This window comes from Kineosporia corallincola (genome assembly GCF_018499875.1).
In the GTDB taxonomy this organism is placed as follows: Bacteria; Actinomycetota; Actinomycetes; order Actinomycetales; family Kineosporiaceae; genus Kineosporia; species Kineosporia corallincola.
Window position 1 is genome coordinate 201352 of record NZ_JAHBAY010000012.1, and the last position, 25391, is coordinate 226742.

Sequence of the window (25391 nt, forward strand, 5' to 3'; positions counted from 1 at the left end):
ATGGCCCAGCCCGAGGAGCGCATCCGGCACCTGCTCGGCGAGATCGACGTCACCCCGTTCTGCCCGGCCGAGCGCCTCCTGATCGACGAGGCGCTCGGGCTGGCCGAACAGCACGGCCTGGACCAGCTGGCCTACGCCGCCCGGCTGCGGCTGCTGCCCTCCGCCCACCACACCGGCGACACCGACGCCCAGCTGTCGGCGTTCGCCTGGTGCGTGTCCCGCAACGACGCCGACCCGGTGCGCTACCCCACCCGGATCGGCGAGTACGACCTGCTCTGGTTCCACAAGCACGTCGTCGGCGCCCTGCTCGGCAACCCGATGTTCTCCACCGCCGACGTGGACGCCGCGATCGACGCCATGCAGCAGCGCTACCTGCGCGAGGGCGTCGGGCTGTCCGGGGTGCGGCAGGCCCGGTTCCAGGCCGCCGTCCGGCAGGGACGCCACGACGCCGCCCGCGAGCTGCTGGCCGAGCTGCGGCGCACCCCGCGCGACCGGTACTCGCACTGCGAGACCTGCGGGCGCGCCGAGGAGGCCGAGTTCCACTACCTCACCGGCGACGACGCGGCCGGGCTGCGGCTCGCCGACGAGATCCTCGACCAGGAACTCACCTGCGGCGACGAGCCGGAGAACACGATGGCCCAGGCCCTGCTGCCGCTGCTGCGGGCCGGCCGGGCGGACGAGGCCCGGCAGCTGCACCTGCACGGCTACCGGATGGCCCGCGGCAACCCCGACAACCTCCGGATGATCGCCCAGCACCTGCGGTTCTGCGCCGTCACCGGCAACGAGGCCCGCGGCCTGGAGATCCTCGAACGGCACCTGCCGTGGATCACCCACGACGGCCTGAACGCCCGCGCTCACCTGGACGCGCTGTCGGCCGCCGGGGTGGTGCTGGCCGCGGCCGACCGGGCCGGGGCCGGCGACCAGGTGGTGCGCGCCGCCTCCGACCCGGCGCTGGCCCGCCTGCTCGGCGGGCCCGACCGGACCGACCGGACCTGGACGGTGCGGGGGCTGACCGCCGCCGTGCGGGTCGCGGCCGGGCGGCTGGCCACCGCGTTCGACCTGCGCGACGGCAACGACCGGCACCACCGCCGGCTGCTGGAGGACGTGGCGCTGCCGGACACCCCCTACGACGTCCCCCTGGCCACCCGTCCCGCCACCCGCCCGGCCGTGCTGGCGGCACCCGGCAACGAGGGCGAGCTGCGGGGGCAGGTCGCCGGGCTGATCGCCGAGGCGGAGATGCTGATGTCCGGTGAGCCCGCCCTGGCGCTGAGCGCCGCCGACGACGCGCTGCGGGCCGGGTTGCGGCTCGGCGACCGGGCCGTCGCGGTCGCCACCGCGCGCCTGGCCGCGCTGGCCGCCACCCGGCTGGGCGAGGACGACGCGGCCGTGCAGTACTGCCGCACCGCCGTGCAGGAGGCCACGGCCGGTGAGCTGCCCACCGAACCGGCGATCCGGCTGGAGCTGGGCGCCGCGCTGTGCCGCGCCGGCGAACCCGACGAGGGCTCGCTGGAGTTCGAGGCAGCGATCCGCCGGCTGCGGGCCCTGCACGCCGGGCCGGCCGAACTGGCCGAGGCGCACTTCATGCTCGGCCAGGCCCTGGCCGCCGGCACCGACGACCCGGACGACGACAGCGCCCGCGACAGCTACCGCGACGCCGTCGCCCTGGCCTCCTCCGCCCAGGACTGGCCCGCCACCACCCGCTACGCGCTGGCCCTCGGCGACCTGCTGTTCGCCCGCCGTGACCCACAGGCCCTGACCGTGCTGGCCGGGGCCGTGGACTCGGCCCGGCAGGTCTCCGACAGCCCGCTCACCCTGCTGCGCGCCATGCACCTGCTCGGCCAGGCGATGGCCCAGACCGGCAAGACCGAGATGGCCGAGACGGTGCTGCGCGAGGCCCTCGACCGGGCCGCCGACCCACTCGCCGCCACCGACCCGGCCGTGCTCTACGAGCACGCCGACGTGCTCGACTCGCTGGCCCGCACGATCGGCGACACCGACCTGTTCGGGGAGCGGCTCGACGAGGCCGTCACGCTGGCCCGGCACTCGGCCGGCACGTTCCGCGCCGTCGGCGCCGACGCCGAGGCCGGCCGGTCCCTGGTGCTGGCCGCGCAACTGCTCGACCGGGCCGACCGCACCGGCGAGGCGCTGCCCCTGCTGGTCGAGGCGGAACCGCTGCTGGCCGGCCGGCCCCGGCTGCTGCTGGAGTGCCTGACCGGCCTGACCCAGGCCTACGAGCGGCTGGGCCGCACGCTCGACGCCCGGGCCGCCACCGGGCGCGCCGACCGGCTGCGCCGGCAGCACCTGGCCGGGCCGGTGCCGTTCGCACCGTCCGCCGGGGACCACACCGAGGACCCCGACGTCCTCGGCTGATGATTACCTAGACGCGTCACGACGGACCAAACAGGGAGCAACACAGCGATGGACAGCGCCGGCAACCGGATCGAGCAGCTCTTCGAGCAGATCGACGCCACGCCGTTCGGCCCGGCCGAGCGCGCGCTGATCGACGAGGCGATCTCACTGGCCGACGAGAACGGCCTGGACGAGCTGGGCTACGCCGCCCGGCTGCGCCTGCTGCCCTCGGCCAGCATGCTCGGCGACACCGACGCCCAGCTGTCCGCGTTCGCCTGGTGCGTCGGCCGCAACGCCGCCGACCCGGACCGGTTCCCGCTCCAGGTGGGCGGTTTCGACCTGCTCTGGTATCACAAGCACGTGGTCAGCTCGCTGATGGGCAGCCCGCTGTTCTCGCTGGCCGACGTCGACGCGGCGATCGAGGCCATGCAGCAGCAGTACGTGAAGGAGGGCGTCGGGGTGTCCGGCGTGCTCCAGGCCCGGTTCCAGGCCTCCGTCGGCCAGGGCCGCCTGGACCAGGCCGGGGTCTGGCTGGGCGAGCTCAAGCGCACCCCCCGCGACGACTACTCGCACTGCGAGACCTGCGTGCGCGCCGAGGAGGCCGAGTACCACTACACGATCGGCAAGGACGCCGACGGGCTGGCGCTCGCCGACGAGATCCTCGGCCAGGGTATGACCTGCGGCGACGAGCCGGAGAACACGATCGCCCAGGCCCTGCTGCCGCTGCTGCGCGCCGGCCGCCTGGACGAGGCCCGGCAGCTGCACCTGCGCGGCTACCGGATGGCCCGCGGCAACGCCGACCACCTGCCGATGATCGCCCAGCACCTGCGGTTCTGCGCGGTCACCGGCAACGCCGGGCGCGGCCTGGAGATCCTGGAACGGCACCTGAACTGGCTGGTGCACGACGGGCTGAACGCCGAGGCGCACTTCGGCGCGCTGTCCGCGGCCGCGGTGCTGCTGGGCGCCGCCGAGCGGGCCGGGGCCGGCGCGCAGACCGTCACCGCCGCGTCCGACCCCCGGCTGCGCCCGGTGCTCGGCGAGCGCGACGAGCCGTGGACCGTGAGTGCCCTGCGGGTGGCGGCCCGGCGGGCCGCGGCCGACCTGGGCGCCCGGTTCGACGAGCGCAACGGCAACTCGTTCTACGCCTCCCGGCTGGCCGCCGACGACGCGCTCGCCGAGGTGTCGTTCGACCTGCCGATCGGCGCCACCCGGGTGAGCGGCGACAGTGTGCCCGCGCCGTTGCCCGACGACCTGGACGGCCGGATGACGCTGGCCGCCGACCTGCTGGCGATGGACGAGCGCGGGCAGGCGCGGCAGGTGGTCGCGGCGATCGAGGCGCTCGGTGAGGCGCCCGGCGGGGAGCCGCTGACCGCGGCGCAGATCGCCGGGATCGCCGGGCTGAAGGCCCGGCTGGAGGCGGCCGGGGAGAGCGACGAGGCACTCGCGGCGATCTTCGAGGCGGCCGCGCAGGACGGCCTGGACGCGGCGCTGGCGATGACCGAGACCGCGCTCGCCGACCCGGAACTGGAGCAGGGCCGGGGGCGCGGGCGGCGGGCGGCGCTGCTGCGCACCCGGGCCCAGCTGCTCGGCGCGGACGACGAGTTCGACGCCGGTCTGGCCGCCGCCGACGCCAGCCTGGCGATCGGGTTGCGGCTGGGGGCTCGGGAGTGGGCGTCCACCACGGCCGTGCTGGGAGCGCACCTGGCGCAGGACGCGGGCAAGGCGGACCTGGCGATCGAGCGCTGGCGGATCGCGATCCGGGAGGCCGCGATGGCCGAGCTGCCGCAGGAGCTGAGCGCCCGGCTGGAGCTGGGCTCGCTGCTGGCCGCGCTGGGCCGGGCCGAGGAGGGGGTGGAGGAGGCCCGCGAGGTGCTGCGCCGCCAGACCGCCTCCGGCGCCCCGGGTTCCGAGCGGGCCGAGACGCTGCGCCGGATCGGGCAGGGCTACGTGGCGATGCAGGAGTACCAGGACGCGCTGTCGGCCTACCGGGACGCGGTCGCGCTGGCCTCGCAGGCGCAGGACTGGCTGCTGGCCACCCGCTCGGCGCTGGCGCTGGGCGAGCTGATGACCGACGCCGGTGACCCGGACGGGATCGCGGTGCTGGCCGGGGCGGTCGAGTCGGCCCGGCAGCTGCGGGCCACGGACGACGACGACCCGATGTGGCTGATCCGGTCGATGCACCTGCACGGGCGGGCGCTGAGTCTGGCCGACGAGGACGAGCAGGCCGCCGTGGTGCTGCGGGAAGCCATCGAGGAGGCCGCGGTGGCGGCCGGGAACGAGCACCCGGCAGCCGCTTTCGAGCACGCCGACCTGCTGGACTCGCTGGCCCGGGCGCTCGGCGCGGACCATCCGGAGGAGGCGGTCCGGGCGGCGCAGGAGTCGGCGGCCGAGTTCGCGCGCATCGACGAGACGGTGCCGGCCGGGCGGGCGCTGATGCTGGCCGCCGGGGTGCACCACGCCACCGACCGGCCCGAGGCCGCGATCCCGTTGATGGAGCAGGCCATCGAGGTGCTGGCCGACCACCCGGAGGTGCTCGGCCAGGTGCTGAACGCCGCCGGTGAGGTGTACGAGAAGCTGGGCCGTCACCACGAGGCCAAGCAGGTGCGCGACCGGGCGCAGGCGCTGGGCTAGGGGTTTTTCGTCACCGAGCCGAGCAGCCGCCACTTCCATGAGGGCCGCACCGCGCGCAGGCTGCGGGCCCGCAGGCCGCCGGCCCAGACCCCGGCGCCGTAGGCCGCGTCGTCCATCAGCACGGCGGCGCTCCAGCGCACCGGGTCGATGCCGGGCCGCACCCGCAGCCACTCGCGCAGCGGTGAGGCGGTCAGCAGGGCGAGCACGGCCAGGGCCCGGCCGGGGCGCCGGCGGCCGGGGACCGCGGCCGCGGCGAGGGCCAGCGGGAGGGCGAACTGCGAGGTCCAGCGGCCGGTGCCGAAGAACGTCTCGCGCACGCCGATCGCCAGCGGGCGCAGCAGGTCGTCGCCCTGGGCGCCGGCCTTGCGCAGGGCGGCCCGGGCGTCGGCGTAGCCGGCGGCGAAGGTGGCGGCGGCCAGCAGCGGGCGCCGGGCCAGCAGCGCCGCGACCGTGGAGGCGGGCGCGGCGACCAGCACCAGCGGCGCCACCTTGCCGGGGTGCCGTTCCTCCAGCAGCGCGGCCGACGTGCCGTAGGCGAAGCGGCGGCGCAGCAGGGCCGGCCAGCCGGCTGGTTCCTCGTGGCCGATCTCGACGGTCGGGTCGTAGCGCACCCGCCAGCCCGCCCGCAGCAGCCGCCAGACCAGGTCGACGTCTTCGCCGTAGCGCAGGTCCTCGTCGAAACCGGCCGGTCCGGAAAGGTCTCCGAGGGCCCGGCGGCGCAGGATGAGCGCGGCGGTGGGCAGGTAGGAGACCCGGCTCAGCGGGGCCACCCGGGCCGGCAGACCGCCCAGGTCGAGCACCGGCCGGGCCTGGGAGAAGCGCCCGGCGAACGTGCCGGTGTCGGTACCGCCGGCCACGATCCGGGGGGCCACGGCGGCCAGCAGTGGGTCGTCGAAATGTCCCACCAGGTCGTCGATCCAGCCCGGTGGGGGCAGGCAGTCGCTGTCCAGGAACGCGACCAGCGGGGTGGTGACCGAGCGCAGGGCCAGGTTGCGGGCCGGGCCCGGGCCGCCGTTGACGCCGCGGGCCACCAGCCGGGCGCCGTGCCGCGCCGCGACCGCCGCCACCTGCGCCGGGTCGAGGGACGCGTCGTCCACGACCACCACCTCGGCCACCGACCTCTGCCCGGCCGGGGTCAGGCCGGTCAGGCAGCGGTCGAGCTCGGCGGCCCGGTCGCGCACCGGGACGACCACGGTGACCACGCCGTGCCGGGACGGCCGGCCCTCGTCGTCCTCAGGCAGTCCCTGACGACCGGGATGCACCAGGCCGGCGTCGGAGAACCGGCGGGCCAGGGCCGCGGCCGCCGGGGTGCGCACCACGCCGGAGCGCAGCTGCGAGAACGCTTCCTGCCCGGCCGGATTGAGGCGGAACAGGCGGGCGGGCGATCCACCGAACACGGTTCCGTCGGGTCTGATCACGGTCTCCGGGTCGAGCTCGACCGGCATGCCCACCGGGAGCCCTTCGGCCCGTTCGTTCCCCGTCGTCGTCACCGTGCCACCTTAGGCGAGCGGTCAGCCGGAGCCGAGCCTGCCGTACGGCGGGTCCCAGGCCAGCACCTGGGTGTGCAGGCCGTCGACGAACCGCTGCACCAGCCGGGCGCCCTCCTCGGCCCCGGCCCCCTCCGGGTCGCCGAGCACCCCGTTCGGGCTGACCGCGCGCACCCCGGAGGCCCGCAGCTCGTCGATGAGTTCCCGCACCGGCGTGGTGTTGCCGCGCTCGGCGAGCTCCAGGCGCACGCGCTCGGGGTGCAGCGCGAGCTGGAGCGAGGTCTCGGTCCGGCCCGCGTGCGCGTCGCCGTCCCAGGTCGCCATCCACAGCAGCACGTCACGGGACTCGGCGCGCAGGCGGCGCACCGCCCGCACCGCCGGCACCGCGTTGCCGCCGTGGCCGTTCACGAAGATCTGCCGCCGGTAGGTCTCCCCCGCCGAGCGGCCCAGCTCCAGCAGCATCAGCTCCAGCGCCTCCTGCCCGATCGACAGGGTGCCCGGGAACCCGGCGTGCTCGCCGCTGGAGCCGTAGCCGATCGCCGGGGCGACCGCGACCTGCGGCATCCGCTCGGCCAGGCCGCGGGCCACGGCCACCGCGACGTCACTGTCGGTGCCCAGCGGCAGGTGCGCGCCGTGCTGCTCGGTGGAGCCGACGGGGATCGCGACGATCCCGTCCGCCGCGGCGTGCGCGGCGATCTGCGGGCTGGTCATCGCGGCCAGGTCAAGGTAAGCCACCGGACGACCTTACGCCGCGTGATCTTCCGGTCCTCCAGCGGGTTGCTCAGGACCGGAAGATGTCCGACAGCGCAGGCGCCACCTGCCGGTGGTCGCGGATCGGGAACATCCGTCCCCGCCCGGCCGCCGCCATCTCCCGGGCCAGTTCCTCGTCCTTCTCGCCCGAGGCGTCGAGCAGCACGTCCAGCCGCGGCAGCAGCGCCGCCGGGCCGCGCGGGTCCGGCCCGGCGTTGTGCACGCAGTCCGACAGCAGCAGCACCCGGGCCTCCGGGTTGGGACGACGGGAGAGCTCGGCCGCCGCCAGCTGGAGCGGGAACCCGACGTTGGTCAGGCCCCGGGCCGGCAGCTTCAGCAGGTCGTCCAGCAGGCTCTGCGCCCGGAACGGCCGGCCCATCGGCAGCAGGATCGAGCAGTCCGACCAGAACGCGATCACGCCCACGTCGTCGGCCGCCAGCTCGCCGGCCAGCGCCCCGACCGTGGCCGCGGCCGTGCGGATCCGCTCGCCCCGCATCGACCCGGACACGTCGACCACCAGCTCCACGGACCGCCGGCGCCGCACCCGCTCGCGCACCACGATGTCGTCGTCGTCCGGAAACGGCTTCTCCGCCAGCACTTCCAGCGTGCGGTCCAGGTCGATGTCGTCGGCACCCTCCCGGTAGCGCACGCTGACCAGCTCGCCCGCGCCGCGCCGGGCACCCCGCCCGCGCGGCGGGCGGTGCAGCGACAGCCGCGCGGCGATGAGCCGCGCCCGGGCCCTCACGTCGTCCTCAGCCGGATCGCCGTCACCCACGTCCAGTGGGACGGTGGCACCGGCGTCGTCGGTCTGCCCCGGACCGCCCGAGCCCCGCACCGAGGCCTTCGCCGCGGCCCCGGTGCCCCGCCCCAGGGCGGTCAGCACCGGGCCGCCGTCGCTGTCCGAGATGCTGAACACCATCGGCTCGGCCCGCAGGTTTTTGGGTTTACGGCGCAGAGGACGCCCGTTGCGGCCCCGGCGGCCGGGTTTCGTGACCGGCGAGTCGGCCTCGGCCTCTCTTCAACCCGGCTGGGCGGACGCCGGGCTCAGCACGAACCGGTCCTCCCAGATCTCGCGGATCACCCGTTCCGGGGTGGTGTCGGCCACCTCGTCCAGGTGCACCCGTCCCGACAGCGACACCGTCATCGCGTCGAGAACCAGCTGCGGATAAGCACTTTCCGGGTCGAGCCGGTCGCTGGAGTCGGCCGCCTCGGACACCCCGCGGATCGCCGCCAGCTGGTTCGCCACCAGCACCACGTCGATCGCGCCGCGCACGCTGCTGCCCTGCCGCAGGTGCGGGTGCCGGCGGGTGGCCCGGTTCACCCAGACCGCGTCGCGCACCAGCAGATCGCCCAGCTTGCCACCGTTCTCGGTGCGCAGGCCGACGATCCCGATCTCCGCGGACTCGTCCTGGTAGTCCACCGACAGACGGCACAGCCGGTCGGTGATCGACGTGGAGAGCCGGGTGGTGCCGACATTGTCGTAGGGGTTCATCGAGGCGATCAGCCGGAACGTCGGCGAGGCCTGCACCTGACCCGCCCGGGGCACCGCGATCCGCCGCTCGGCGAGCGCCGCCAGCAGCGTGTTCAGGGTGTCGTCGGGGGCCCGGTTGAACTCCTCCAGGTAGAGGAACCCACCCTGGCGCATCGCCTCCAGCAGCGGGCCGGGCACGAAATTGGCTTCGGAGTAGTCCTCTTTCAGCACCCGCGCCGGGTTGTGGTGGCCGACCAGCTTCGCCGGGGTCAGGTCGGCGTTGCCCTCGACGTAGAACAGCGGGATGCCCCACTCGTCGGCGATCGCGCGCAGCAGGGTGGTCTTGCCGGTGCCCGGGGGGCCCTCCAGCACCAGGTCCCGGCCGGCGGCCACGGCGGACAGGACCAGTTCGAGCTCGTGCTCGCGGCCGACCAGGTGGGTCGCGACCCGGTTGCGGGTCAGTGCCACGTCAGGAGGTGTGGAGGTCACGTGTGGTTGTCCTCAATGCCAGAGTTTGCGTGGGGGCACCATTGGATCAGAACAACGGTGGACGCCGTGGGCGGGCCCCCCGGGTCAGAGCTGGGTGGCGCCGGCGTCCACGGTCATCGCCAGGGCGGTCACGTACCGGGACTCGTCACTGGCCAGGAACAGCACGGCGTTCGACTGGTCCTCGGGCTGGGTGGCGGTGACGGGGTACATGTTGCCGAGCATCACCCCCGGCCCCGGATTGGCCTCCAGCGCCGGGCCGAAGGCGCCGCCCATCGCGCCCATCGGGTCTCGACGCCGGTCGGGTGCAGGCTGTTGACGCGGATGTGGTGCTGCGCGAGCTCGGCGGCGAAGGTGCGGGCCAGGCCGGTGACGGCGTGCTTGCCGGCCACGTACGGGGTGAGGAAGGGCAGACCGACCAGGTCGGCGACCGAGCTGGTCAGGGCGATCGAGCCGCCTCCGCCCCGGATCAGGTGCGGCGCCGTGGCCCGGACCGTGTTCCAGGTGCCGGTGATGTTCATGTCGAGACGCGCGGCACCCCGGGAGGGGTGCCGCGCGTCGTGCCGGTTCAGGCCCGCGAACCGGTCTCCAGGCCGGCCGTGGGACTGAAACCGGCGAGCGGGTTCTCGTCGCACCCGCGGGCCGGTGGGGCGGAGACCACCCCGATGGCCGGGCGCACGCCGAGAGTCAGCGCGACCGGCTTCTTCTTGTTCTTCTGGCTGCGCAGCGGGTTCTTGTGCGAGTGGTCGCCGCTCGGCTTCGGGGTGACCCCGTCCACCGCTTCCAGCAGCGATTCACCGTAGCCGCGAACGCATTCCGGGTCGGGGCCGTCGAGCGGCAGGCCGGTGAAGAACTTGGCCGCCATGCAGCCGCCCCGGCAGGAGTCGAAGAACTGGCAGGACGAGCACGCCCCGCCGCTCTGCGGCTGCCGCAGTTCCTGGAAGAGCTCCGAGGTCTGCCAGACGCCCTTGAAACCTCCCTGGTCGCGCACGTTCCCGGCGAGGAACTCGTCGTGGATCGCGAACGGGCAGGCGTACACGTCGCCGACCGGGTCGATCAGGCAGACCACCCGGCCCGCGCCACACAGGTTCAGGCCGGGCAGGGAGTCACCGAAAGCCGCCAGGTGGAAGAAGGAGTCGCCGGTGAGGACCTCCTCGCCGTTGGCGACCAGCCAGTCGTACAGCTGCTTCTGCTGGGGGGCGAGCAGGTGCAGCTCGTCCCAGACGTCGGCGCCGCGGCCCGAGGGACGCAGCCGGGTCAGGCGCAGCTGGGCTCCGTACCGGTCGGCGATCGCCTTGAACTCGTCGAGCTGGCCGACGTTCTGGCGGGTGACCACGACCGACAGCTTGAAGCCGGTGAAACCGGCGTCCTTCATGTTCTGCATGGCCCGCATGGCGGTGTCGTAACTGCCTGCGCCACGCACGTAGTCGTTGACCTCGGCGGTCGCGCCGTCGAGCGAGATCTGTACGTCCACGTAGTCGGACTTCGCCAGTCGTTCGGCGACCTCCCGGTTGATGCGCACACCGTTGGTCGAGAACTTCACGCCCACATGGTGTTCCGTGGCGTAGTCGACCAGGTGCCAGAAGTCCGGTCGCACGGTCGGCTCGCCGCCGCCGATGTTGACGTAGAAGACCTGCATCCGCTCCAGCTCGTCGATGACGGCTTCGGCCTCGGCGGTGGTCAGCTCGCGCGGGTCACGCCGTCCGGAACTCGAAAGGCAGTGCACACAGGCGAGATTGCAGGCGTAGGTGAGTTCCCAGGTCAGGCAGATCGGCGCGTCCAGCCCGAGGGCGAACTTGTCGACGAGCCGGCCCGGGGAGGGGGTCGGGGGCTTACTGGGTTTCTGGGTGAGACCGGCCGGGGTGGCGGGTTCGAGCACAGCTGTCATGCAGGCTCCTCCGTGGACGGCGTCGTCCGGCGGCGGATCAGATCCCCCGCGGCGAGCGACCCGAGCGCCCGGGCGAGCACCGGGAGCTGGGAAGGGTCGACCCCCGCGCCCAGACACGCGGTGCGCGCGTCCGGGGCGGTGGCCAGACCATTGACGACGTCCAGTAGTTGACGGGTCTTCAGGAACGACAGGCGCCGGTTCCCGAAGTGGTACATCAGGGCTCCGAACGGTTCGGGCCGCACGGACACGCTGGGGTGCAGCTCCCATGCGGCGCCGAGGTCGAAGTCCCCCACCGGTGCCCTGGGTGGCACCGACATCCGGTTCGTCTGCGTCGTCACGGCCTCGCGCCGATCAGTAGACGCCGCACATCCCGTCGATGGAGACCTCTTCGACCAGCAGTTCCTCGACGGCGTCGGTGCCTGCGGTCTCGACGGCGTCCTGGGGAGCGTTCGTGTTGTCCATCGAAACAACCTCTCTTCCACGGTGAACAGCGTTGCGGGGAGTTTATGACACTCCGTGTCGTAAGCGTCAAGAGTGGTCATCGGCACGTCGCCGGACGGAACTGATCGGCCGATGAGGGGTGAACGGCGAGTACCGGCCGGGAATCTCCGGCGGTGCCGGACGTGAGCACACCGGTGGTTGAATGACCCCGGCATGCCGGTCCGGCGTGCCCGGACCAGGGAAGGGCTCGGCGATGACGGCGGGGTCAGCAGAACCGGCGACCCCGGGAGCCCGGGGCGGGCGCAAGGCCGCCCCGCGCGGCGAGAACCGCAGCGGACGGCCCCGCGCGACCAGCCGGCGCACGCTGGAGCGCATCGCCCTGGAGCTGTTCTCCGAGCAGGGCTTCGAGGCCACCACGGTGGAGCAGATCGCCGACCGGGCCGGGGTCAGCCGCCGCACCTTCTTCCGCTACTTCGACACCAAGGCCGACGTGCTCTGGTCGGAGTTCGACGCCGAGGTGGAGACGCTGCACGAGCTGCTCGCCCAGGCCCCGGCCGACCAGCCGCTCACCGAGGCGATCCGGCAGGCCGTGCTGACCGCCAACCACTACGGGGTGGACGACATCGCCGGCCTGCACACCCGGATGTCGGTGGTGGCCCACGTCCCGGCCCTGAACGCCGCCTCCACCGCGCACTACGACAACTGGGCCGGTGCCCTGGCCGAGTTCGCCGCGCGCCGCCTGGGCCTGCGCCCCGACGACCTGATCCCCCAGGCGATCGGGTTCAGCGCCCTGGGGGTCTGCCGGGCCGCGTTCGACCAGTGGGTGGCCCGGCGCGACGGCGACCTGATCAGCTACCTCGACATCGCGCTCAGCGCCTGGAAGACCGGGTTCAGCGGGTTCGAGGAGCGATAGGAACCAGCACCGCACCCTCACAGGCCGGCCAGATCCGGCGATGAGCGCGCGTCCAGGATCCGGTTCTTAACTGTGCCAGGCGCCGGGATGTACTCATGCATACGGCGCGACACCCAATCCATACGGTGGGTGACCAGATCCACGCGGAGGGTGAAATCCGGCGTGCGTTTCGCCGGAACCGTCGTAAGTTGACCCAAAATCAGAGTCAAGAGAGGTGTAACGCTTCCACTGCCCACAGCGATGGAAGCGGGCGACGGTCCCCTCTGCATGCAGCGCGAAGGGTTCATTCATGTCACTGGCCATGCCCTATCCGGCTCGACGACGCGCCACAGCCAAGAATCAGTCCAGCACCTCGCCGGCCGGCGTTCCGGCCACCCTCCCGGACGGCGGTTCCACCGGCGCCCTGCCCGCCGACCTGTCCGTCGAACTGCCCACCGAACAGGTCTGGCACGTCGGCCTGTCGCTGCCCGGGATGTTCCCGTTCCGGGAGGCCAGCTGCGCGTGCACCAAGGCGGCCTGCGGCCTGGTCGTCCCCGACCCGTCCGTGGACTGTCCCCTGCACACCCAGAACGCCCGCTTCCTCCAGGTGCACTCCTCGGCCGACTGCGACTTCCCGCGCACCGGCTGGCGACGGCGTCGCCGCCCGCACCGGCCCTGAGCCCCGGGAACGTCCCGCCGCTCGTTTTTAGGGATGCGCTGCCACCTGCCTTAAGGTCGCCAGGTGACTGACGGCCCGACCACGCTCTCCCTGGAGGACCTCGCCCCCGAGGCCGGTGTTCTGCGGATCTACCGCCAGGTCTTCGCCGTCCTCGCCCGCGAGCACGGCGCCATGATCGGCGACGTGGACCTGCTCGACATCGACGAGGCGATCCTCGGGGCGTTCGCCGACGCGGGCAACGAGGGCCTGACCCTGGAGACGGCCGTCGCTGCCTGCCGCCGCTACGACACCGCCACGGTGCAGCGCCGGTTCGAGGTGCTGCGCGGCTACGGGGCGATCACCCGGGTCGTCGACCATCCGGGCGAGCGCTTCCACCGGGCCGCCTTCGCGCCCTACGTCATGCTGCTGTTCCTGCGCCGCCTGGCCTCGGCCGGCGGGCAGGGTGAACTGCACCAGCTGCTGGCCCTGGAGGGCATGAGCATCCGGGCCGCCGGCGCCACCGCCGACGACGGCCGGGGCTCGGTCGGCCGCCTCACCCGGGTGTTCCGGCTGATGGCCAACCAGCTCGCCAGCCTGACCACCACCAGCCCGGTGGAGGAGCTGCGCGAGCACGCCGAGCTGCTGTGGGGCAACCGGGCGCTGATCTCCCAGGCCGAGGAGGTGCACGCGCAGGCCCTGGGCCGCTGGCCCGAGCTGGACCGGGACTGCGCCGCGCTGCGCACCGCCCTGGCCGCCTACGCCGACGCCAGCGAGTCCGCCGCGGCCCGGCTGATCGAGCAGGCCGGTTCCACCCGGGCGCTCGGGCTGCTGCCGGTGGAGACCTGGCGCAGCTTCGCCCGCACCGCCGACGCCGAAACGCTCGCCGGGGTGCTGGACGGCCAGGTGTTCGACGCCGTCGCGCCCTGGTTCTCGCCGCAGGCCATGGCCTTCGCCGTGGAGAACGCGCAGACCTCCGGCCCGGTGCGGATGCCCCCGCCGCGGCCGACCGGCGACAGCGACGCGCCCACCGACCGGCCGGTGTCGGCGGACAGCGACCTGACCGAGTTCACCGACCAGGTGCTCGCCCGGCGTGAGCGGGTCGGGGTGTCCGCGTTGCTCGACGACGCCGACGACTGGATGGAGGGACGCCGCATCCTGTCGATGCTGGTCGCGGCCCACCACTCCCCCGAGGTGGACGCGGAGCTGACCTGGGCCGACGGGTTCCGGGTGGATCCGGAGGCGGCGGTGCCGTGGGTGTCGGGCGGCATGTTCGGCCGCACCGCCCGCCCGCAGGGAACCCCGGCGGCAGCCGCGGAGGCCGGTGCGTGAACAGCTCGGACACCGCCCTGTGGTGGGCGCGCGCCCGCATGCTCGGGCCCGCCCGGCACGAGATCGGCACCCCCGCGCCCGACGGCTTCCTGCGCCTGCTGGAACCGGAGTGGTCCGACGGCCGCGGCCAGGTCTGGCTGCTGCCCGCGCACCCGGGCACGGCCGGGCCCTGGGTGCTCGACGAGATGGGGCTGAACGGGCCCACGGTGGAGCAGCCGAACGACACCGCGCGCATGCTGGCCGCCGTCGTCCGTTGTTGCTGGGCCGACGTCGACGGGCCGATCTGGCCCGGCCGGGACGCCGACTGGGACGCCGTGATGTCGGTGTACCGCACCTTCGGCGACCGGGAGGAATCGGTACTGCACCGGGCCGCGACCGGTGCGGTGCGGCGTCTGCACAGCGGTGGCTGGGTGCTGTGGGACGAGTCCCGCAAGGTCGTGCGCCTCGGCCCGCGCTGCGGCACCTGGGCCGGCCCCGACCTGACCGTGCTGCGCGAACTGTGGCGCGGCATCCAGGCGCCCGAGGAACCGGACGAGGCCCCCGAGGAACCGGACGAGGCCCTCGACGAACCTGACGAGGAGGGTGTCGAATGACCGATCCGAGCGGGCCGATCGAGACCCACCCGGTGTTCACGGCGGCAGTGGCGGACCTGTCCGAGAAGCACCGCGACGAGGTGCTGGCCGCCTTCGCCGCGGTCGAGCACAGCTGGCAGCCGCTGCACGAGTCGCAGATCCTGGCCCTGCGCGACGCCACCCTGCGCCGGGCCCTGGCCCAGATGCTGCACCCGCTGGGCCGCACCCTGGTCAAGGTCGGCCCGAACCTGTGGACGTCCGGCTACCGCGACGACGTGGCCCGCGAGCTGTCCGCCGAGATGCTCGAGTCGCTGCCGCTGGTCGACCGGGCGGTGTTCGTGCTGATCCTGATCCACTCGGTGGCGATCCCGCGCAGCCAGGGCCTGATCGACCTGGACACCTGGATCTCCAGCCGGCCCACCTCCCAGGAGGAGCTGAACCGCTACTCCAAGCTGCCGCGCACCGCGGTGCGCACGGCGCTGGCCCGGCTGCGGGCCGCGGGGCTGGTGCAGATCGCCCCGGACCGCCGGCCCCACCAGGTGAAATCGTCCGGCAGCGGCCAGAACCAGGGCGCGTCCTACCTGCCCGGGCCGCAGCTGGCCCGGCTCACGCCGGCCGCCCGCCGGCGGCTCCAGGAGGAGCTGATCCTCGCGGCCGGCGCGGACACCCCGCTGGCGGCGGCGATCCGCGCCCGGCGGTCCCGGCCCGACGGGAACGACGCCCCGGCCGCCGACCCCTCGACCGAAAACCTTGAGCACCAGGAGAATGTGTGAGCACGGCGCCGATGATCGACCGCAACGACCCGCACGACATCGTCGGGCCGCGGGTGCTGGTCGGCGTGCAGATGGTCGACATCTCCCGGCTGTCGGCGCATCCCGTGCCGCTGACCAACGGCGGGCTGATCACCGTGGCCGGTCAGGGCCCGAAAGACTCGAACGGCGCCGGGAAATCGTCGTTCATCGCGGCGCTGTCGCTGCTGCACGCCGACGAGCAGTGGCGGCTGGCCGGTGGCGCGCCGGGCTCGGCCGAGCTGCTGTTCACCGCGGAACTGGCCGCGCAGGAGGCCCGTTGGGCGAACGCCGACCACGGCTTCGTGATCGGGGTGTTCGCCGACCCGGCGGCGCGGACGGTCGAGGAGCTGGAGGCGGGCGCCCTCACGGTCTGGCTGCGGATCAACCGCAAGTCGCCCTATCTGAGCCTGCGCTGGAAGAACGGCCTGCACGTGCCCTACGGCGCGAACGACGCCGAGCGCGCGGCCGGGGTGACCGAGCTGTGGAACCGGCTGCCGAACTCCAACGGGCGCGACGACTTCCACGCCGGGCGGCTGGCCAAGGTGCTGTACGGCGGCCAGGTGCGCTGTGTCTCGTTCCTGTCCACCAGCGTCCGGGCCTCGCCGGCCGCGAACCTGCTGGCGCAGCCGCTGAACGAGCTGTCGCCGTGGCGGATGTTCGACGCCGTGGCCACGCTGACCGGGCTGGACCGCGAGCTGGAGCAGGAGCAGGCGCTGCGCTCGGGCGAGCACGCCCGGCGGGTCGACGTCGCCGAGGCGGAGCACGACCTGGCCACCTGGGCCCGCGAGATGGAGGGCGTGGAGGCCGGGATCAGGCGCCGTGACGTGGCCCGCGAGGTGCTCGGCCAGGCCCGCCAGGCCTGGCACTCGCGCTGTGCGCGGCACGTGGTGGACGGCCTGGAGCGGCTGGAGGAACTGCGCCGCAACCTGGGTGACGTGCGTGGCGGGCAGGCCGAGGCGCGCGAGCGGCTGGCCGAGAACGAGGCCCGGATGGAGGAACTCGGCAACGACGACGGTCTCCAGGAGACGTTCCGGCAGACCGAGCGGCTGCGCAACGAGCTGCGGGAGCGGCGCAACAACGCCGACACCCAGGCCCGGATGAACCTGCGTCAGGTGGAGGAGCTGGGCGCGCGGCTGCGTGACCTGAAGGAGGCCGCGCGCGCGGCGGACGGCCGGGACACGACCCGGGCCCGCGAGGAGGTGGCCGCGGCGCAGGAGGCGCTGGAGGCGGTGATCTCGCGCCGGGGTGCGGCGGAGGACGCGGTCGCCGCGGCGGCGAAGCAGATCAAGGCCGCGCAGGCCGGTGACGACGTGGCCGCGCGGGAGCTGAAACTGCTTCAGCGGGCCGGCATTCCGGCGGCCAGCGTGGTGGACGTGCTGGAGCTGTCGGAGGATGAGCGGGCGGTCTGGGAGCCGCGGCTGGCGCCGTACCGGCACGCGGTGACGGTGGCCGCCGAGCACGAGGACCCGGCCCGGGAGGCCCTGGCCGACGAGCCCGGGGCGATGCTGGTGCTGGCCGACGGGCAGCCCGCCGGGGGCCTGCCGCGCAGCACGAGCGACGAGTTCGGCCTCAGCACCTTTCTGAAAGCTCTGGCCGGGCGCGCCGGTTCGTACGATCAAATGGTGGACGACGCGGCCGGCGTGATCGTCGTCGCCGGCTTCGAGCGGCCCCTGACCGGCCGGGACGCCCGGGTGCGGGCGGCCCACGAGCAGCACGCGCTGGCCGTGGAGCAGCTCGACCGGCTCGGCACGGCGCTGGACAAGGCCCGGGGCAAGCTGGTGACGGCGACGTCCCGGCTGGAGGGGGCCAAGGCCGCCCAGCGGGTGGAGGACGCCGAGGTCGAGATCGAGCGGTTGCGGGAGCAGGCGGGTGAGCTCCAGGAGAACCTGGAGGACCTGATCGGCCCGCTGGAGGACGCCGAGGCCGCGCACACCCGCGCCGCCGTGGACCGGCAGACCCGGCTGGACAAGATCAACACGCTGCGCGGCGAGGTGACCCGCAGCCAGGCCGAGGTGCGGCAGGCCGAGGAGATCGCCGAGAAGCTGGAGGAGGAGCTGCGGGCCGTCGACGTGGACGCCCGCGCGGTGGCCTGGGGCGCCACCTCCGGCTCGGCACAGACCCACCTGCTGAGCCTGCCCGACGACGAGCAGAAGCGCCGCACCACCGACTGGAACAACCTGGTGGCCAACCATCTTCGTGACGTGCTGCGGCGGTGCTTCCCCGACGGCACCGCGGCCCAGGAGTACCCGGCGGAACTGCGGGAGCTGGTGTTCGAGCAGCGCTGGCCGCACGTCACGCTGGAGGCCCAGGTGCCGCTGGTCCCCGACCTGACCCGGGCGCTGCGCACCCACCTCGACGTGACGGCGCAGCAGGACGCGCACGACCAGGCGATGATCGACCAGCAGCGGGCCCAGCGCCGCGCCGACCTGGAGGCCGCCCGCTCCGGCCTGGCCGAGTCCGAGCAGACCACCAGGGCGCACCGGTCGGTGCTGGCGCAGGGCATCAAGGCCAAGCTGAAGCTGGTGGCCGACGAGTTCGACCGGCTGGACCGGGAGTACGGCGGTTACGGCGCCGGGCTGGACTACCCGGAGCCGGAGCCGCCGACCGAGCCGGACAAGCCGTGGCGCTGGAGCCTGACGCCGCGCTGGCGGCGGGCCGAGAACCAGCGGATGTCGAGCTACAACCTGCGGGCCAACACCGCGCAGATGGACGAGAAGGCGGTCAAGCTGGTCTGCGCCGCCGCCCTGGCCGGCGGCAACGACCGGCCGTTGCTGCTGATCCTCGACGAGCTCGGCCGCAACCTGGGCAAGCAGCACCGCCGGGAGGCCGTGGCGCTGTTCGAGCGGATCGGCCACGACCGCAACATCACGGTGATCGGCGCTCTCCAGGACGACATGGAGCGGTACGCGATCGAGGCGTCCAACCTGTACATCAAGCTGCGCCGCTCGTCCGACGCGGTGGCCTACAACGACCCGCCGATCGTGCTCGGCGACGACGCCAACCGGTCCCGGGTGGAGCTGCTGCGCGAGTGGATGAGCGCCTACCGGCCGGCCTCGCGGACGATCGACGTGCGTGAGGACGAGCTGGATCTGACCGTCTAGGAACCGGTTCCGAGCGGCAGGGTGAGGCCGGCGTGGGCCAGCACCCGGGGGTCGTGGGTGGAGGTGACCACCAGCGTCCCCTGGGCCACGACCGCCAGCACGGCGTCGATCACCCGGCGGGCGTTGTCGTCGTCCTGGTGGGCCGTCGGCTCGTCGAGCACCACCAGCGGCGAGCGCAGCAGCAGGGCCCTGGCCACGGCGACGCGTTGCTGCTCACCGATCGAGCCCTGCCCGGCCGGCCGGTTCGCGAGGGCCGGAACCCCCAGCCGTTCCAGCATTTCCGCAGCGGCGGCCGGTTGCGCCGGCTGCCCCGCGGCGAGGGCGGGCAGCACCAGGTTCTCCACGCCGGTGAGCTCGCCGAGCAGGGCCAGCCGTTGCGGCACGGCGGCAATGCGGGACCAGTCGGCGAGGTCGGCGGTGGGGATGCCGCCGAGGGTCACGCTGCCGCGGTCCGGCCGCTCGAACCCGGCGATCAGGTGGCACAGCGTGGACTTGCCCGAGCCGGAGTGACCGGTGAGCCCGACCAGCATGCCCGGGCCGGCGGTGAGGTGGACGTTGTCGAGGACGCCGTGGGTGACGTTCGTGACGACGAGGGAATCGTGGCCGGCGCTCATGACCGCGCCTCCAGGTTCACGTCAGGTGCCCGCAGCACCACTTCCCCGCCTTCGATGCGCACGGTGGCGCGCCGGCCCGGGAACAGCCGCAGTGCCTCGGGCGGCAGCTGGAGCCGCCCGGCCGAGTCGATCACCGCGGCGGCCGTGCGCACCCGGCCGTCGGCCTCCTGCACCTCCGCCCCGGCCCGCTCGGCCGACAGCACGCCGTGCCGCAGGTGCAGCACCCGGGGCAGCCGGCTCAGGGCGCGGGAGTCGTGGGTGGACAGCACGCAGGTGGTGCCCTCGGCCGCCACCGCGGTGAGGGCCCGCACCACGCGCTCGGCGTTCTCGTCGTCCAGCTCGGCGGTCGGCTCGTCGGCCACCACCAGGTCGGGGGCGTGGGTCAGCGCCGCGGCCACCGCCAGGCGCTGCTGCTCGCCGCCGGACAGCCGGCCCGGCCGGGCCCCGGCCCGGTGCGACAGCGCCAGCATCTCCAGCGCCGCGCCCGGTTCCAGCCCGCCGGCCCGGCCCCGGGTGCGGGCCACCTGCGCCAGGTTCTCCAGCGCGCTCAGGTGCGGGAACAGGGCATGCGAGGGACGCTGCGGCACCCAGGCGATGCCGGTGCGCCGCAACGTCTTCAGGGCCGGGCCACGGGCCCGGGTGACGTCGGCGCCGAACAGGGTGACGGTGCCCGCGCTGGCCCGGTCGCGCAGGGCCAGGATGGACAGCAGGGTGCTCTTGCCGCCGCCGGAGGGCCCGGCGATCGCGGTGACGCTGCCGCGCGGGAAGTCGGCGTCGACCCCGCGCAGCGCGTGCACCTCGCCGGCGACGGCCTGGTAGATCCGCACCACGTTGCGGAAACCGGCCGTCACGTCACTGGTCATCGCGCAGCACCTCGGCGGGTTTCAGGGTGGCCGACCGGCGCGCGGCCACCAGCACCGCGAGCGCCGTGACCGCGAGCGCGGCCAGGGCCGTGATCAGCAACGGCACCAGGGGGACCTGAACGCCCATGGCCGGGGCCAGGCCGGGGCCGGGCTCGACCAGACGTGGCAGCAGCACCAGGACCAGGGCGAGCGGAGCGGCCAGCACGGCGAGCGCGCCCAGGCAGGTGAGGGCGAGTTCGGTGGCGCGCAGCCGGACCAGCCGCCGTGGCCGCACGCCGAAGCGGCGCAGCACCAGGTCGACCGGTGCCGCCCGGGCCACCCGGCGGTCGACGGCGACCAGCACCGACAGCCCGGCCAGGGCCGCGGCCGCGGCCCCGAGCACCACCTGGTAGCTGGCCGCCCAGCCGCTGGAGGTGAGAACCGGTGTGGCCCGGGCCTGTTCGAGCGAGCCGGTGGAGGTGGTGGACACCGACCGGCGCTCCAGGTAGGCGTTCAGCTCGTCGAGGTCGCCGGACGACCAGAGCCAGGTGGCGTAGTTGCCCTGGCCGCCGCTGATGGTGTCGACCGACGGGTCGAGGTTGCGGTTGCGGGCGTCCATCGCCGGGAACAGCGAGCGGGCGTCGAACAACACCGTGGGCCGGCCGGCGCCGGGGAAGGTGCCCAGGCTGCCGCGAGCGGTCAGGCGCAGCTCGTCGGCGCCGACCAGAACGGTTGCCCCGGAGCCGGTCTCGTGACCGGGCAGGCCGATCAGCACGGCCGGCACGGCGCCGTTCGCGTCGGCGCCGTCGGCGTCGCCGAACAGCGCGAGAGCGGCCTTGGCGCGGGCCAGTTCGGGCCCCTGCCCCCAGGCCGCCACCGCGGCGAGGGTGTCGGGGTCGACCACCATCACGTCGACGCCGACGTAGTCGGGCCGCAGTTGCCCGGTGGCCCGCCAGACCACCGACAGCCCCGGGGCGAGCCGGGGCGACGGGCCCTCGCCGCCGCCCAGGTCGTAGGAGTGCGGGATGTGCGCCGTGCTGGCGGCACCGGCCAGCACCGAGGCCTTGTCGAGGGCGGAGCCGTGCACCGCCGACGCCGACACCAGGCCGTAGGCCAGCACCCCGGCGCCGATGGCGAGCACCACCACCAGGTCGGCGACGGCCACCCCGGTGTTGCGCAGCCCGCGCAGCACCAGCCGGTCGGGCGAACGCGACGGCGTGCTGCCCGCCGGGCGGGCCGCACGGCGCCGGGCCAGGAGCGGGGTGATCGGCCCGGCCAGCCGCACCAGCAGCAGGCACCCGCAGGCCAGCACCAGGATCGGCAGCACCGCGGAGAGCGGGTCGGTGTAGGAGCCGTCGCCGTCGCGGCTCAGCGTGGCGGCCACGGCGAGCACGGTGGCCCCGGTGAGCAGCGGCAGCCACGGGCCGCCGGCCCGGCCGGCGGGCAGCCCGGCCAGCTCCCGGCCGACGGCGCGGGCCTGGAGCAGCGTGACCAGGGCGTTGCAGATCAGCGTGAGCAGGGCGACGAAGCCGGCCGCGAGCAGCGTGGCCCGGACCGCGCCGGGACCGAGTTCGCGCTGCGGGCCGAAGCGCTCGAAGGCCAGCCAGGCACCCGCCCCGCCGGCCGCGGCGCCCACCAGGGCGGGCAGCAGCAGCTCGAGGAAGCCGGCCCCGACCACCACCGGCGTCGGGGTGCCCAGGCCGAGCAGCAGTTCGGTCTCCCGGCGCCGGCGCCGGGCCAGGGCACGCAGCGCGACCACCACCGCGGCCAGGCCGAGAGCGCCACCGGCGTAGGCGATTCCGCGGCCCTGCTGGGCCGCGGTGCGGGCGTCGGCCTCGGCCGCCTGCTGGAGCTCGGGCAGGGCGGTCTCGACCCGGCCGATCGAGGTGCCGTCGTCGCCCGCGAAGAGCGCCGACAGCTCGCTGCCCGGGTCGGCCGCGTCGACCTTGGCCCGCTGCGCCGCGACGGCGGCCTGCTCCAGCCGCCCGGGGGTGCGCCCGGCCGCGGTGAGCGTGGCCGAGTAGGTCCAGACCGGCACCTCCTGGGCCTCGTCGAGCGCCGTGGCGATGGTGTCGCGGTCGCCGATCACCAGGATGGCCGGGGTGGGGCAGCCCAGCGGGTCGCTGGGGATCTGCGAGGCGATGGCGGAGAAGTACGACCCGGTGGGCATCCGGCCGTCGGCGCCGGTGCGGAAGGTGCCGGCCAGGGTGAGGCCGGTGCGGGTGGTGGCCGGCGTGCCGATGACGTCGAGCACCGTGCCGTTGCTCGTGCAGCCCAGGATGTCGCCGCCCTGGAACGTGCGGCCGGCCCGGAACGTGTCGCCGGGCTCCAGGCCGAGGTCGGTGGCGACGCCGTCGGGCAGCCAGACGCCCTTCGCCCCGCGCTCGCCCCGGACCACGTCGAGTGCCTCGACCGCTCCGGTGCGGTACCAGAGCACCGCCGAGCGCCGCAGGCCACCGGCGCCGACGTAGGGCGTGGGGTGTCCCTCCTGCAACTGCCAGGCCTGGCCCCAGCGGGCGGTGACCGGGGAGCCCAGCCAGGGCGTGGAGTCGACCAGCTCGGTGAGCCGGGCCTCGGAACGGGCCGGGATCACGCCCTGCACCACCACCCCCAGCGCGGGCTGGAGCGTGACCTGGGTGCTGGCGGGCACCGTGGCGAGTTTGCGCTCCAGCGAACCGGATGCGGTGGCCCGCCCGAACAACGGCCCGGCCGCCACCAGGGCGGCCAGCAGCGCCACGCTGACCGCGATCATCACGGCCGTGGAACCGCTGCGCAGCATGCGGCCGGGAGCCCGGCGCAGCAACGGCCAGCCACCCCGCACGTTCCACCCCCGACATCGTCCGTCTCACCAGAACGGCCCCAGAGTAGGACCCACCACCGACAATCTCGCGGGCAGGGTGGCCCACACCGCATACCTGCCCACACCATCTGCCCGGCAGGGCGTTTCAGCCTCCCTGCGCCGGAAACCCCTGCGGCAGCGTCCTTCCGGGCGAACCGGCTGACCTCGGGCCGCCGGCCCACGCCGGGCCGGCCGGCCCTCTCGTCGTCCACCATCTGCGCCCAAAGGGGCGAAATGATTTCAAATCCGGCAATCATCCTGGGAGGCAGTACGATCCATCGAGGCGGGGAAGGAGCTCATTCCAATCGTGGTGAACAGCAATTCGACAAAGCCGCAGAAGACCGCTCTGCTTCTGGCACAGCGGATCGTGCGCGACATCGAGCAGCAGGGTCTGGGCCCGGGCGAGAAACTTCCGCCCGAGCGCCTCATGATGGATTCGTACGACGCCGGTCGCGGCACGCTGCGCGAATCCCTGAGATTCCTTGAACTGCAAGGTGTGCTGTCGTTCAAACCCGGCCCGGGCGGTGGCCCGGTGATCCGCAGACCCACCGCCGACAGCCTCGGCACCACCCTGGCCCTGCTGCTCCAGTTCGACCACGCCCGCTACCGCGTCGTCGTCGAGGCCCGGGCGGCGTTCGAGCCGCTGATGGCGCAGCTGGCCGCCGAGCGCATCACCGCCGACCGGCTGGGCGAGCTGGAACAGACGCTCGTCGACATGGAGGCCGGGCTCACCGACGCCGAGGTGTACCTCGACGCCAACCGGCGCTTCCACCGCACCATCGCCTGGGCCTCGGACAACTCGCTGTTCGGGTTCCTGGTCGACGCGATGGTCGGGGCGATGGACATCAGCGGCCACACCCAGGGCATCGAGTACCCGGCCCGCCGCCGGCAGTCGGTACTCAAGGCGCACCGGGGCATCTACGAGGCGATCGCCGGGGCCCGGCCCGCCGAGGCCGGTGAGGCGATGGGCGCGCACGTCGGCGAGTACCTGGCCTACGCGGAGCGCAAATACCCCGAGGCGCTGGACAAACCGATCACCTGGAACATCTAGAGCAGGTGTCTCAGATATGCCCCGGGGTCCCGCAGGTACCGCCGCCAGTGGTCCACGATCAGCAGGTCGTCCCAGGCCACCTCGTGCATACCGGTGGCACTGAACTCGATCACGCTCGCGCCCGGCGTGGAGGCCAGGACCGGTGAGTGGGTCGCGCAGACCACCTGCGCACCGGTCCGGCCGAGCCGGTGGAACAGCTCGACCAGACGCAACGACGAGCTGAACGACAGCGCCGACTCCGGCTCGTCCAGCACGTAGAACCCGGGGCGGGAGAACATCGCGTCGAGCACGGTGAGGAAGCCCTCGCCGTGGCTCATCTCGTCGGTGTCACCGGCCCAGTAGCCGGGCACGCCGCTGAACCTCGACATCATGCCCATGGCCGTCTCGGCCCGCAGGAAGAACCCGCTGCGCACCCGGCGCGGGCCCGTCATCATCCGCTGACCGTTCACCGTGGTGGCCAGCTTCAGCACCGAGCCCAGCGCCGACTTCTCGCGTGTACCGGCGTATTTCATGCCGGCCCGGCCGCCGTAGGAGTCCAGCCCGAAGGCCTCGGCGAGCGCCTCGGCCACCGTGGACTTGCCCGAGCCGTTCTCCCCCACCAGAAACGTGATCGGCCTGGTGAACGTCAGCCCGTGCTCGGCCAGGTCGGTGACCGCCGGCACGGTGTAGGGCCAGCGTTCGGTATCGGCATTCTCGACGTACGCGCGACGCACCAGCACGCCGCCCAAGCTATCTAGTCGTGCACCAGTTCGCTGGCCCTCTTCAGGCCCTCGGCCTCGGTCTCGATGTAGCGGCCGGTCAGTCCCCCGGTGAGCGACCCGAGCACCCCGGCCAGGGCGCCGCGGTGCTCGATCTCCAGCCGCACCTCACAGCCGCCGGGGCGGGGCGTGACCAGGTGCCGGGCCACGGTGGTCACACCCGGCCAGGACGACTCCCAGGTGAACGAGGCGCCCGGCACCACCTCGGTGACCTCCCAGGTGACGGTGCCCAGGCGGGGCTGACTGATGACGGCGCTCATCCCGGGTGCCAGCGGCCGGGTGCCGCGCAGCACCACCCGGCTCATCGACGACGTCCATTCCGGCCAGGCCTCGACGTCGTCCAGGATGGCCCAGACCTGCTCGGCCGGCGCCTTGATGTCGATCGTGGTGACCTGCGGAGCCGTCATCGCCTACGCCGCCCTTCGTGTGCCCCCGGTAGCG

At 74.0% G+C, this 25391-nt stretch carries 23 protein-coding genes; 9 read left to right on the forward strand and 14 right to left on the reverse strand.

Annotated elements, in window-relative coordinates:
- The gene (locus KIH74_RS26345) at positions 1-2370 is read left to right on the forward strand and encodes a hypothetical protein (RefSeq protein ID WP_214159025.1); all 2370 of its coding nucleotides are present in this window, start codon (positions 1-3) and stop codon (positions 2368-2370) included.
- A 48-nt stretch (positions 2371-2418) separates the two neighbouring features.
- Positions 2419-4980, forward strand: coding sequence for a tetratricopeptide repeat protein (locus KIH74_RS26350; RefSeq protein WP_214159027.1), 2562 nt, complete (start codon positions 2419-2421; stop codon positions 4978-4980).
- Here the strand turns inward: KIH74_RS26350 and mftF are convergent.
- The 9 genes from mftF to mftA form a co-directional block, all read right to left on the reverse strand.
- Positions 4977-6470, reverse strand: a complete 1494-nt coding sequence (gene mftF / locus KIH74_RS26355) for a mycofactocin biosynthesis glycosyltransferase MftF (protein WP_214159029.1) — start codon at positions 6468-6470, stop codon at positions 4977-4979. The two genes, KIH74_RS26350 and mftF, sit on opposite strands and share 4 nt — an antisense overlap.
- Positions 6471-6491: 21 nt before the next feature.
- Positions 6492-7202, reverse strand: coding sequence for a mycofactocin biosynthesis peptidyl-dipeptidase MftE (gene mftE / locus KIH74_RS26360; protein ID WP_214159030.1), 711 nt, complete (start codon positions 7200-7202; stop codon positions 6492-6494).
- Between the two features lie 46 nt (positions 7203-7248).
- Positions 7249-8136 carry a vWA domain-containing protein gene (locus KIH74_RS26365; RefSeq protein ID WP_214159032.1) on the reverse strand — a complete coding sequence of 296 codons (888 nt, stop codon included), beginning with the start codon at positions 8134-8136 and terminating at the stop codon, positions 7249-7251.
- Positions 8137-8235: 99 nt separating this feature from the next.
- Positions 8236-9177: an AAA family ATPase gene (locus KIH74_RS26370; RefSeq protein WP_214159033.1), complete on the reverse strand. Its 942-nt coding sequence runs from the start codon at positions 9175-9177 to the stop codon at positions 8236-8238.
- A gap of 84 nt (positions 9178-9261) precedes the next feature.
- The gene (locus KIH74_RS26375) at positions 9262-9450 is read right to left on the reverse strand and encodes an SDR family oxidoreductase (RefSeq protein WP_214159104.1); all 189 of its coding nucleotides are present in this window, start codon (positions 9448-9450) and stop codon (positions 9262-9264) included.
- Positions 9399-9695, reverse strand: coding sequence for an SDR family NAD(P)-dependent oxidoreductase (locus tag KIH74_RS26380; RefSeq protein WP_214159034.1), 297 nt, complete (start codon positions 9693-9695; stop codon positions 9399-9401). Before KIH74_RS26380 ends, KIH74_RS26375 begins: the two co-directional genes overlap by 52 nt.
- A 47-nt stretch (positions 9696-9742) precedes the next feature.
- On the reverse strand, positions 9743-11062 hold the full coding sequence (mftC, locus tag KIH74_RS26385; protein WP_214159035.1) for a mycofactocin radical SAM maturase: 1320 nt from the start codon (positions 11060-11062) through the stop codon (positions 9743-9745).
- Positions 11059-11379 carry a mycofactocin biosynthesis chaperone MftB gene (gene mftB, locus KIH74_RS36985; RefSeq protein ID WP_281431466.1) on the reverse strand — a complete coding sequence of 107 codons (321 nt, stop codon included), beginning with the start codon at positions 11377-11379 and terminating at the stop codon, positions 11059-11061. Before mftB ends, mftC begins: the two co-directional genes overlap by 4 nt.
- 34 nt (positions 11380-11413) lie before the next feature.
- On the reverse strand, positions 11414-11524 hold the full coding sequence (gene mftA / locus KIH74_RS26395) for a mycofactocin precursor MftA (protein ID WP_214159037.1): 111 nt from the start codon (positions 11522-11524) through the stop codon (positions 11414-11416).
- A gap of 232 nt (positions 11525-11756) precedes the next feature.
- On the opposite strand from mftA, the gene mftR reads away from it, so the two are divergent.
- From mftR to KIH74_RS38020, 6 genes are all read left to right on the forward strand, one after another.
- Positions 11757-12416, forward strand: a complete 660-nt coding sequence (gene mftR / locus KIH74_RS26400) for a mycofactocin system transcriptional regulator MftR (RefSeq protein ID WP_214159038.1) — start codon at positions 11757-11759, stop codon at positions 12414-12416.
- Between the two features lie 289 nt (positions 12417-12705).
- A complete protein-coding gene (locus KIH74_RS26405) occupies positions 12706-13074 on the forward strand; it encodes a hypothetical protein (RefSeq protein ID WP_214159039.1) in 369 nt (122 codons plus the stop codon).
- A gap of 63 nt (positions 13075-13137) precedes the next feature.
- Positions 13138-14382, forward strand: a complete 1245-nt coding sequence (locus KIH74_RS26410; RefSeq protein WP_214159040.1) for a hypothetical protein — start codon at positions 13138-13140, stop codon at positions 14380-14382.
- Entirely contained in the window at positions 14379-14975 is a 597-nt protein-coding gene (locus tag KIH74_RS26415; RefSeq protein WP_214159041.1) for a hypothetical protein, read from the forward strand. Before KIH74_RS26410 ends, KIH74_RS26415 begins: the two co-directional genes overlap by 4 nt.
- Positions 14972-15727 (forward strand): hypothetical protein, encoded by a 756-nt coding sequence (locus tag KIH74_RS26420; protein WP_214159042.1) that lies wholly within the window; start codon positions 14972-14974, stop codon positions 15725-15727. Before KIH74_RS26415 ends, KIH74_RS26420 begins: the two co-directional genes overlap by 4 nt.
- A complete protein-coding gene (locus KIH74_RS38020) occupies positions 15724-18846 on the forward strand; it encodes a coiled-coil domain-containing protein (protein ID WP_214159043.1) in 3123 nt (1040 codons plus the stop codon). Before KIH74_RS26420 ends, KIH74_RS38020 begins: the two co-directional genes overlap by 4 nt.
- Here KIH74_RS38020 and KIH74_RS26430 read toward each other — a convergent pair.
- Genes KIH74_RS26430 through KIH74_RS26440 form a run of 3 tightly spaced genes read right to left on the reverse strand, consistent with a single transcriptional unit; the run spans position 18843 to position 23123 of the window.
- Positions 18843-19460 carry an ATP-binding cassette domain-containing protein gene (locus KIH74_RS26430; RefSeq protein WP_214159044.1) on the reverse strand — a complete coding sequence of 206 codons (618 nt, stop codon included), beginning with the start codon at positions 19458-19460 and terminating at the stop codon, positions 18843-18845. The genes KIH74_RS38020 and KIH74_RS26430 overlap by 4 nt on opposite strands.
- On the reverse strand, positions 19457-20323 hold the full coding sequence (locus KIH74_RS26435; protein WP_214159045.1) for an ABC transporter ATP-binding protein: 867 nt from the start codon (positions 20321-20323) through the stop codon (positions 19457-19459). The genes KIH74_RS26430 and KIH74_RS26435 overlap by 4 nt, the downstream gene beginning before the upstream one ends.
- Complete coding sequence (locus KIH74_RS26440; RefSeq protein ID WP_214159046.1) at positions 20313-23123, reverse strand: hypothetical protein; 2811 nt, start codon at positions 23121-23123, stop codon at positions 20313-20315. The genes KIH74_RS26435 and KIH74_RS26440 overlap by 11 nt, the downstream gene beginning before the upstream one ends.
- 325 nt (positions 23124-23448) lie before the next feature.
- Here KIH74_RS26440 and KIH74_RS26445 point away from each other — a divergent pair, with 325 nt between their 5' ends.
- Positions 23449-24192 (forward strand): FadR/GntR family transcriptional regulator, encoded by a 744-nt coding sequence (locus tag KIH74_RS26445; protein WP_214159047.1) that lies wholly within the window; start codon positions 23449-23451, stop codon positions 24190-24192.
- Here the strand turns inward: KIH74_RS26445 and KIH74_RS26450 are convergent.
- Together KIH74_RS26450 and KIH74_RS26455 are read right to left on the reverse strand one after the other, a co-directional pair.
- A complete protein-coding gene (locus KIH74_RS26450; RefSeq protein WP_214159048.1) occupies positions 24189-24911 on the reverse strand; it encodes an AAA family ATPase in 723 nt (240 codons plus the stop codon). The two genes, KIH74_RS26445 and KIH74_RS26450, sit on opposite strands and share 4 nt — an antisense overlap.
- Positions 24912-24925: 14 nt before the next feature.
- The gene (locus KIH74_RS26455) at positions 24926-25357 is read right to left on the reverse strand and encodes an SRPBCC family protein (protein WP_214159049.1); all 432 of its coding nucleotides are present in this window, start codon (positions 25355-25357) and stop codon (positions 24926-24928) included.
- Between the last annotated feature and the right edge of the window lie 34 nt (positions 25358-25391).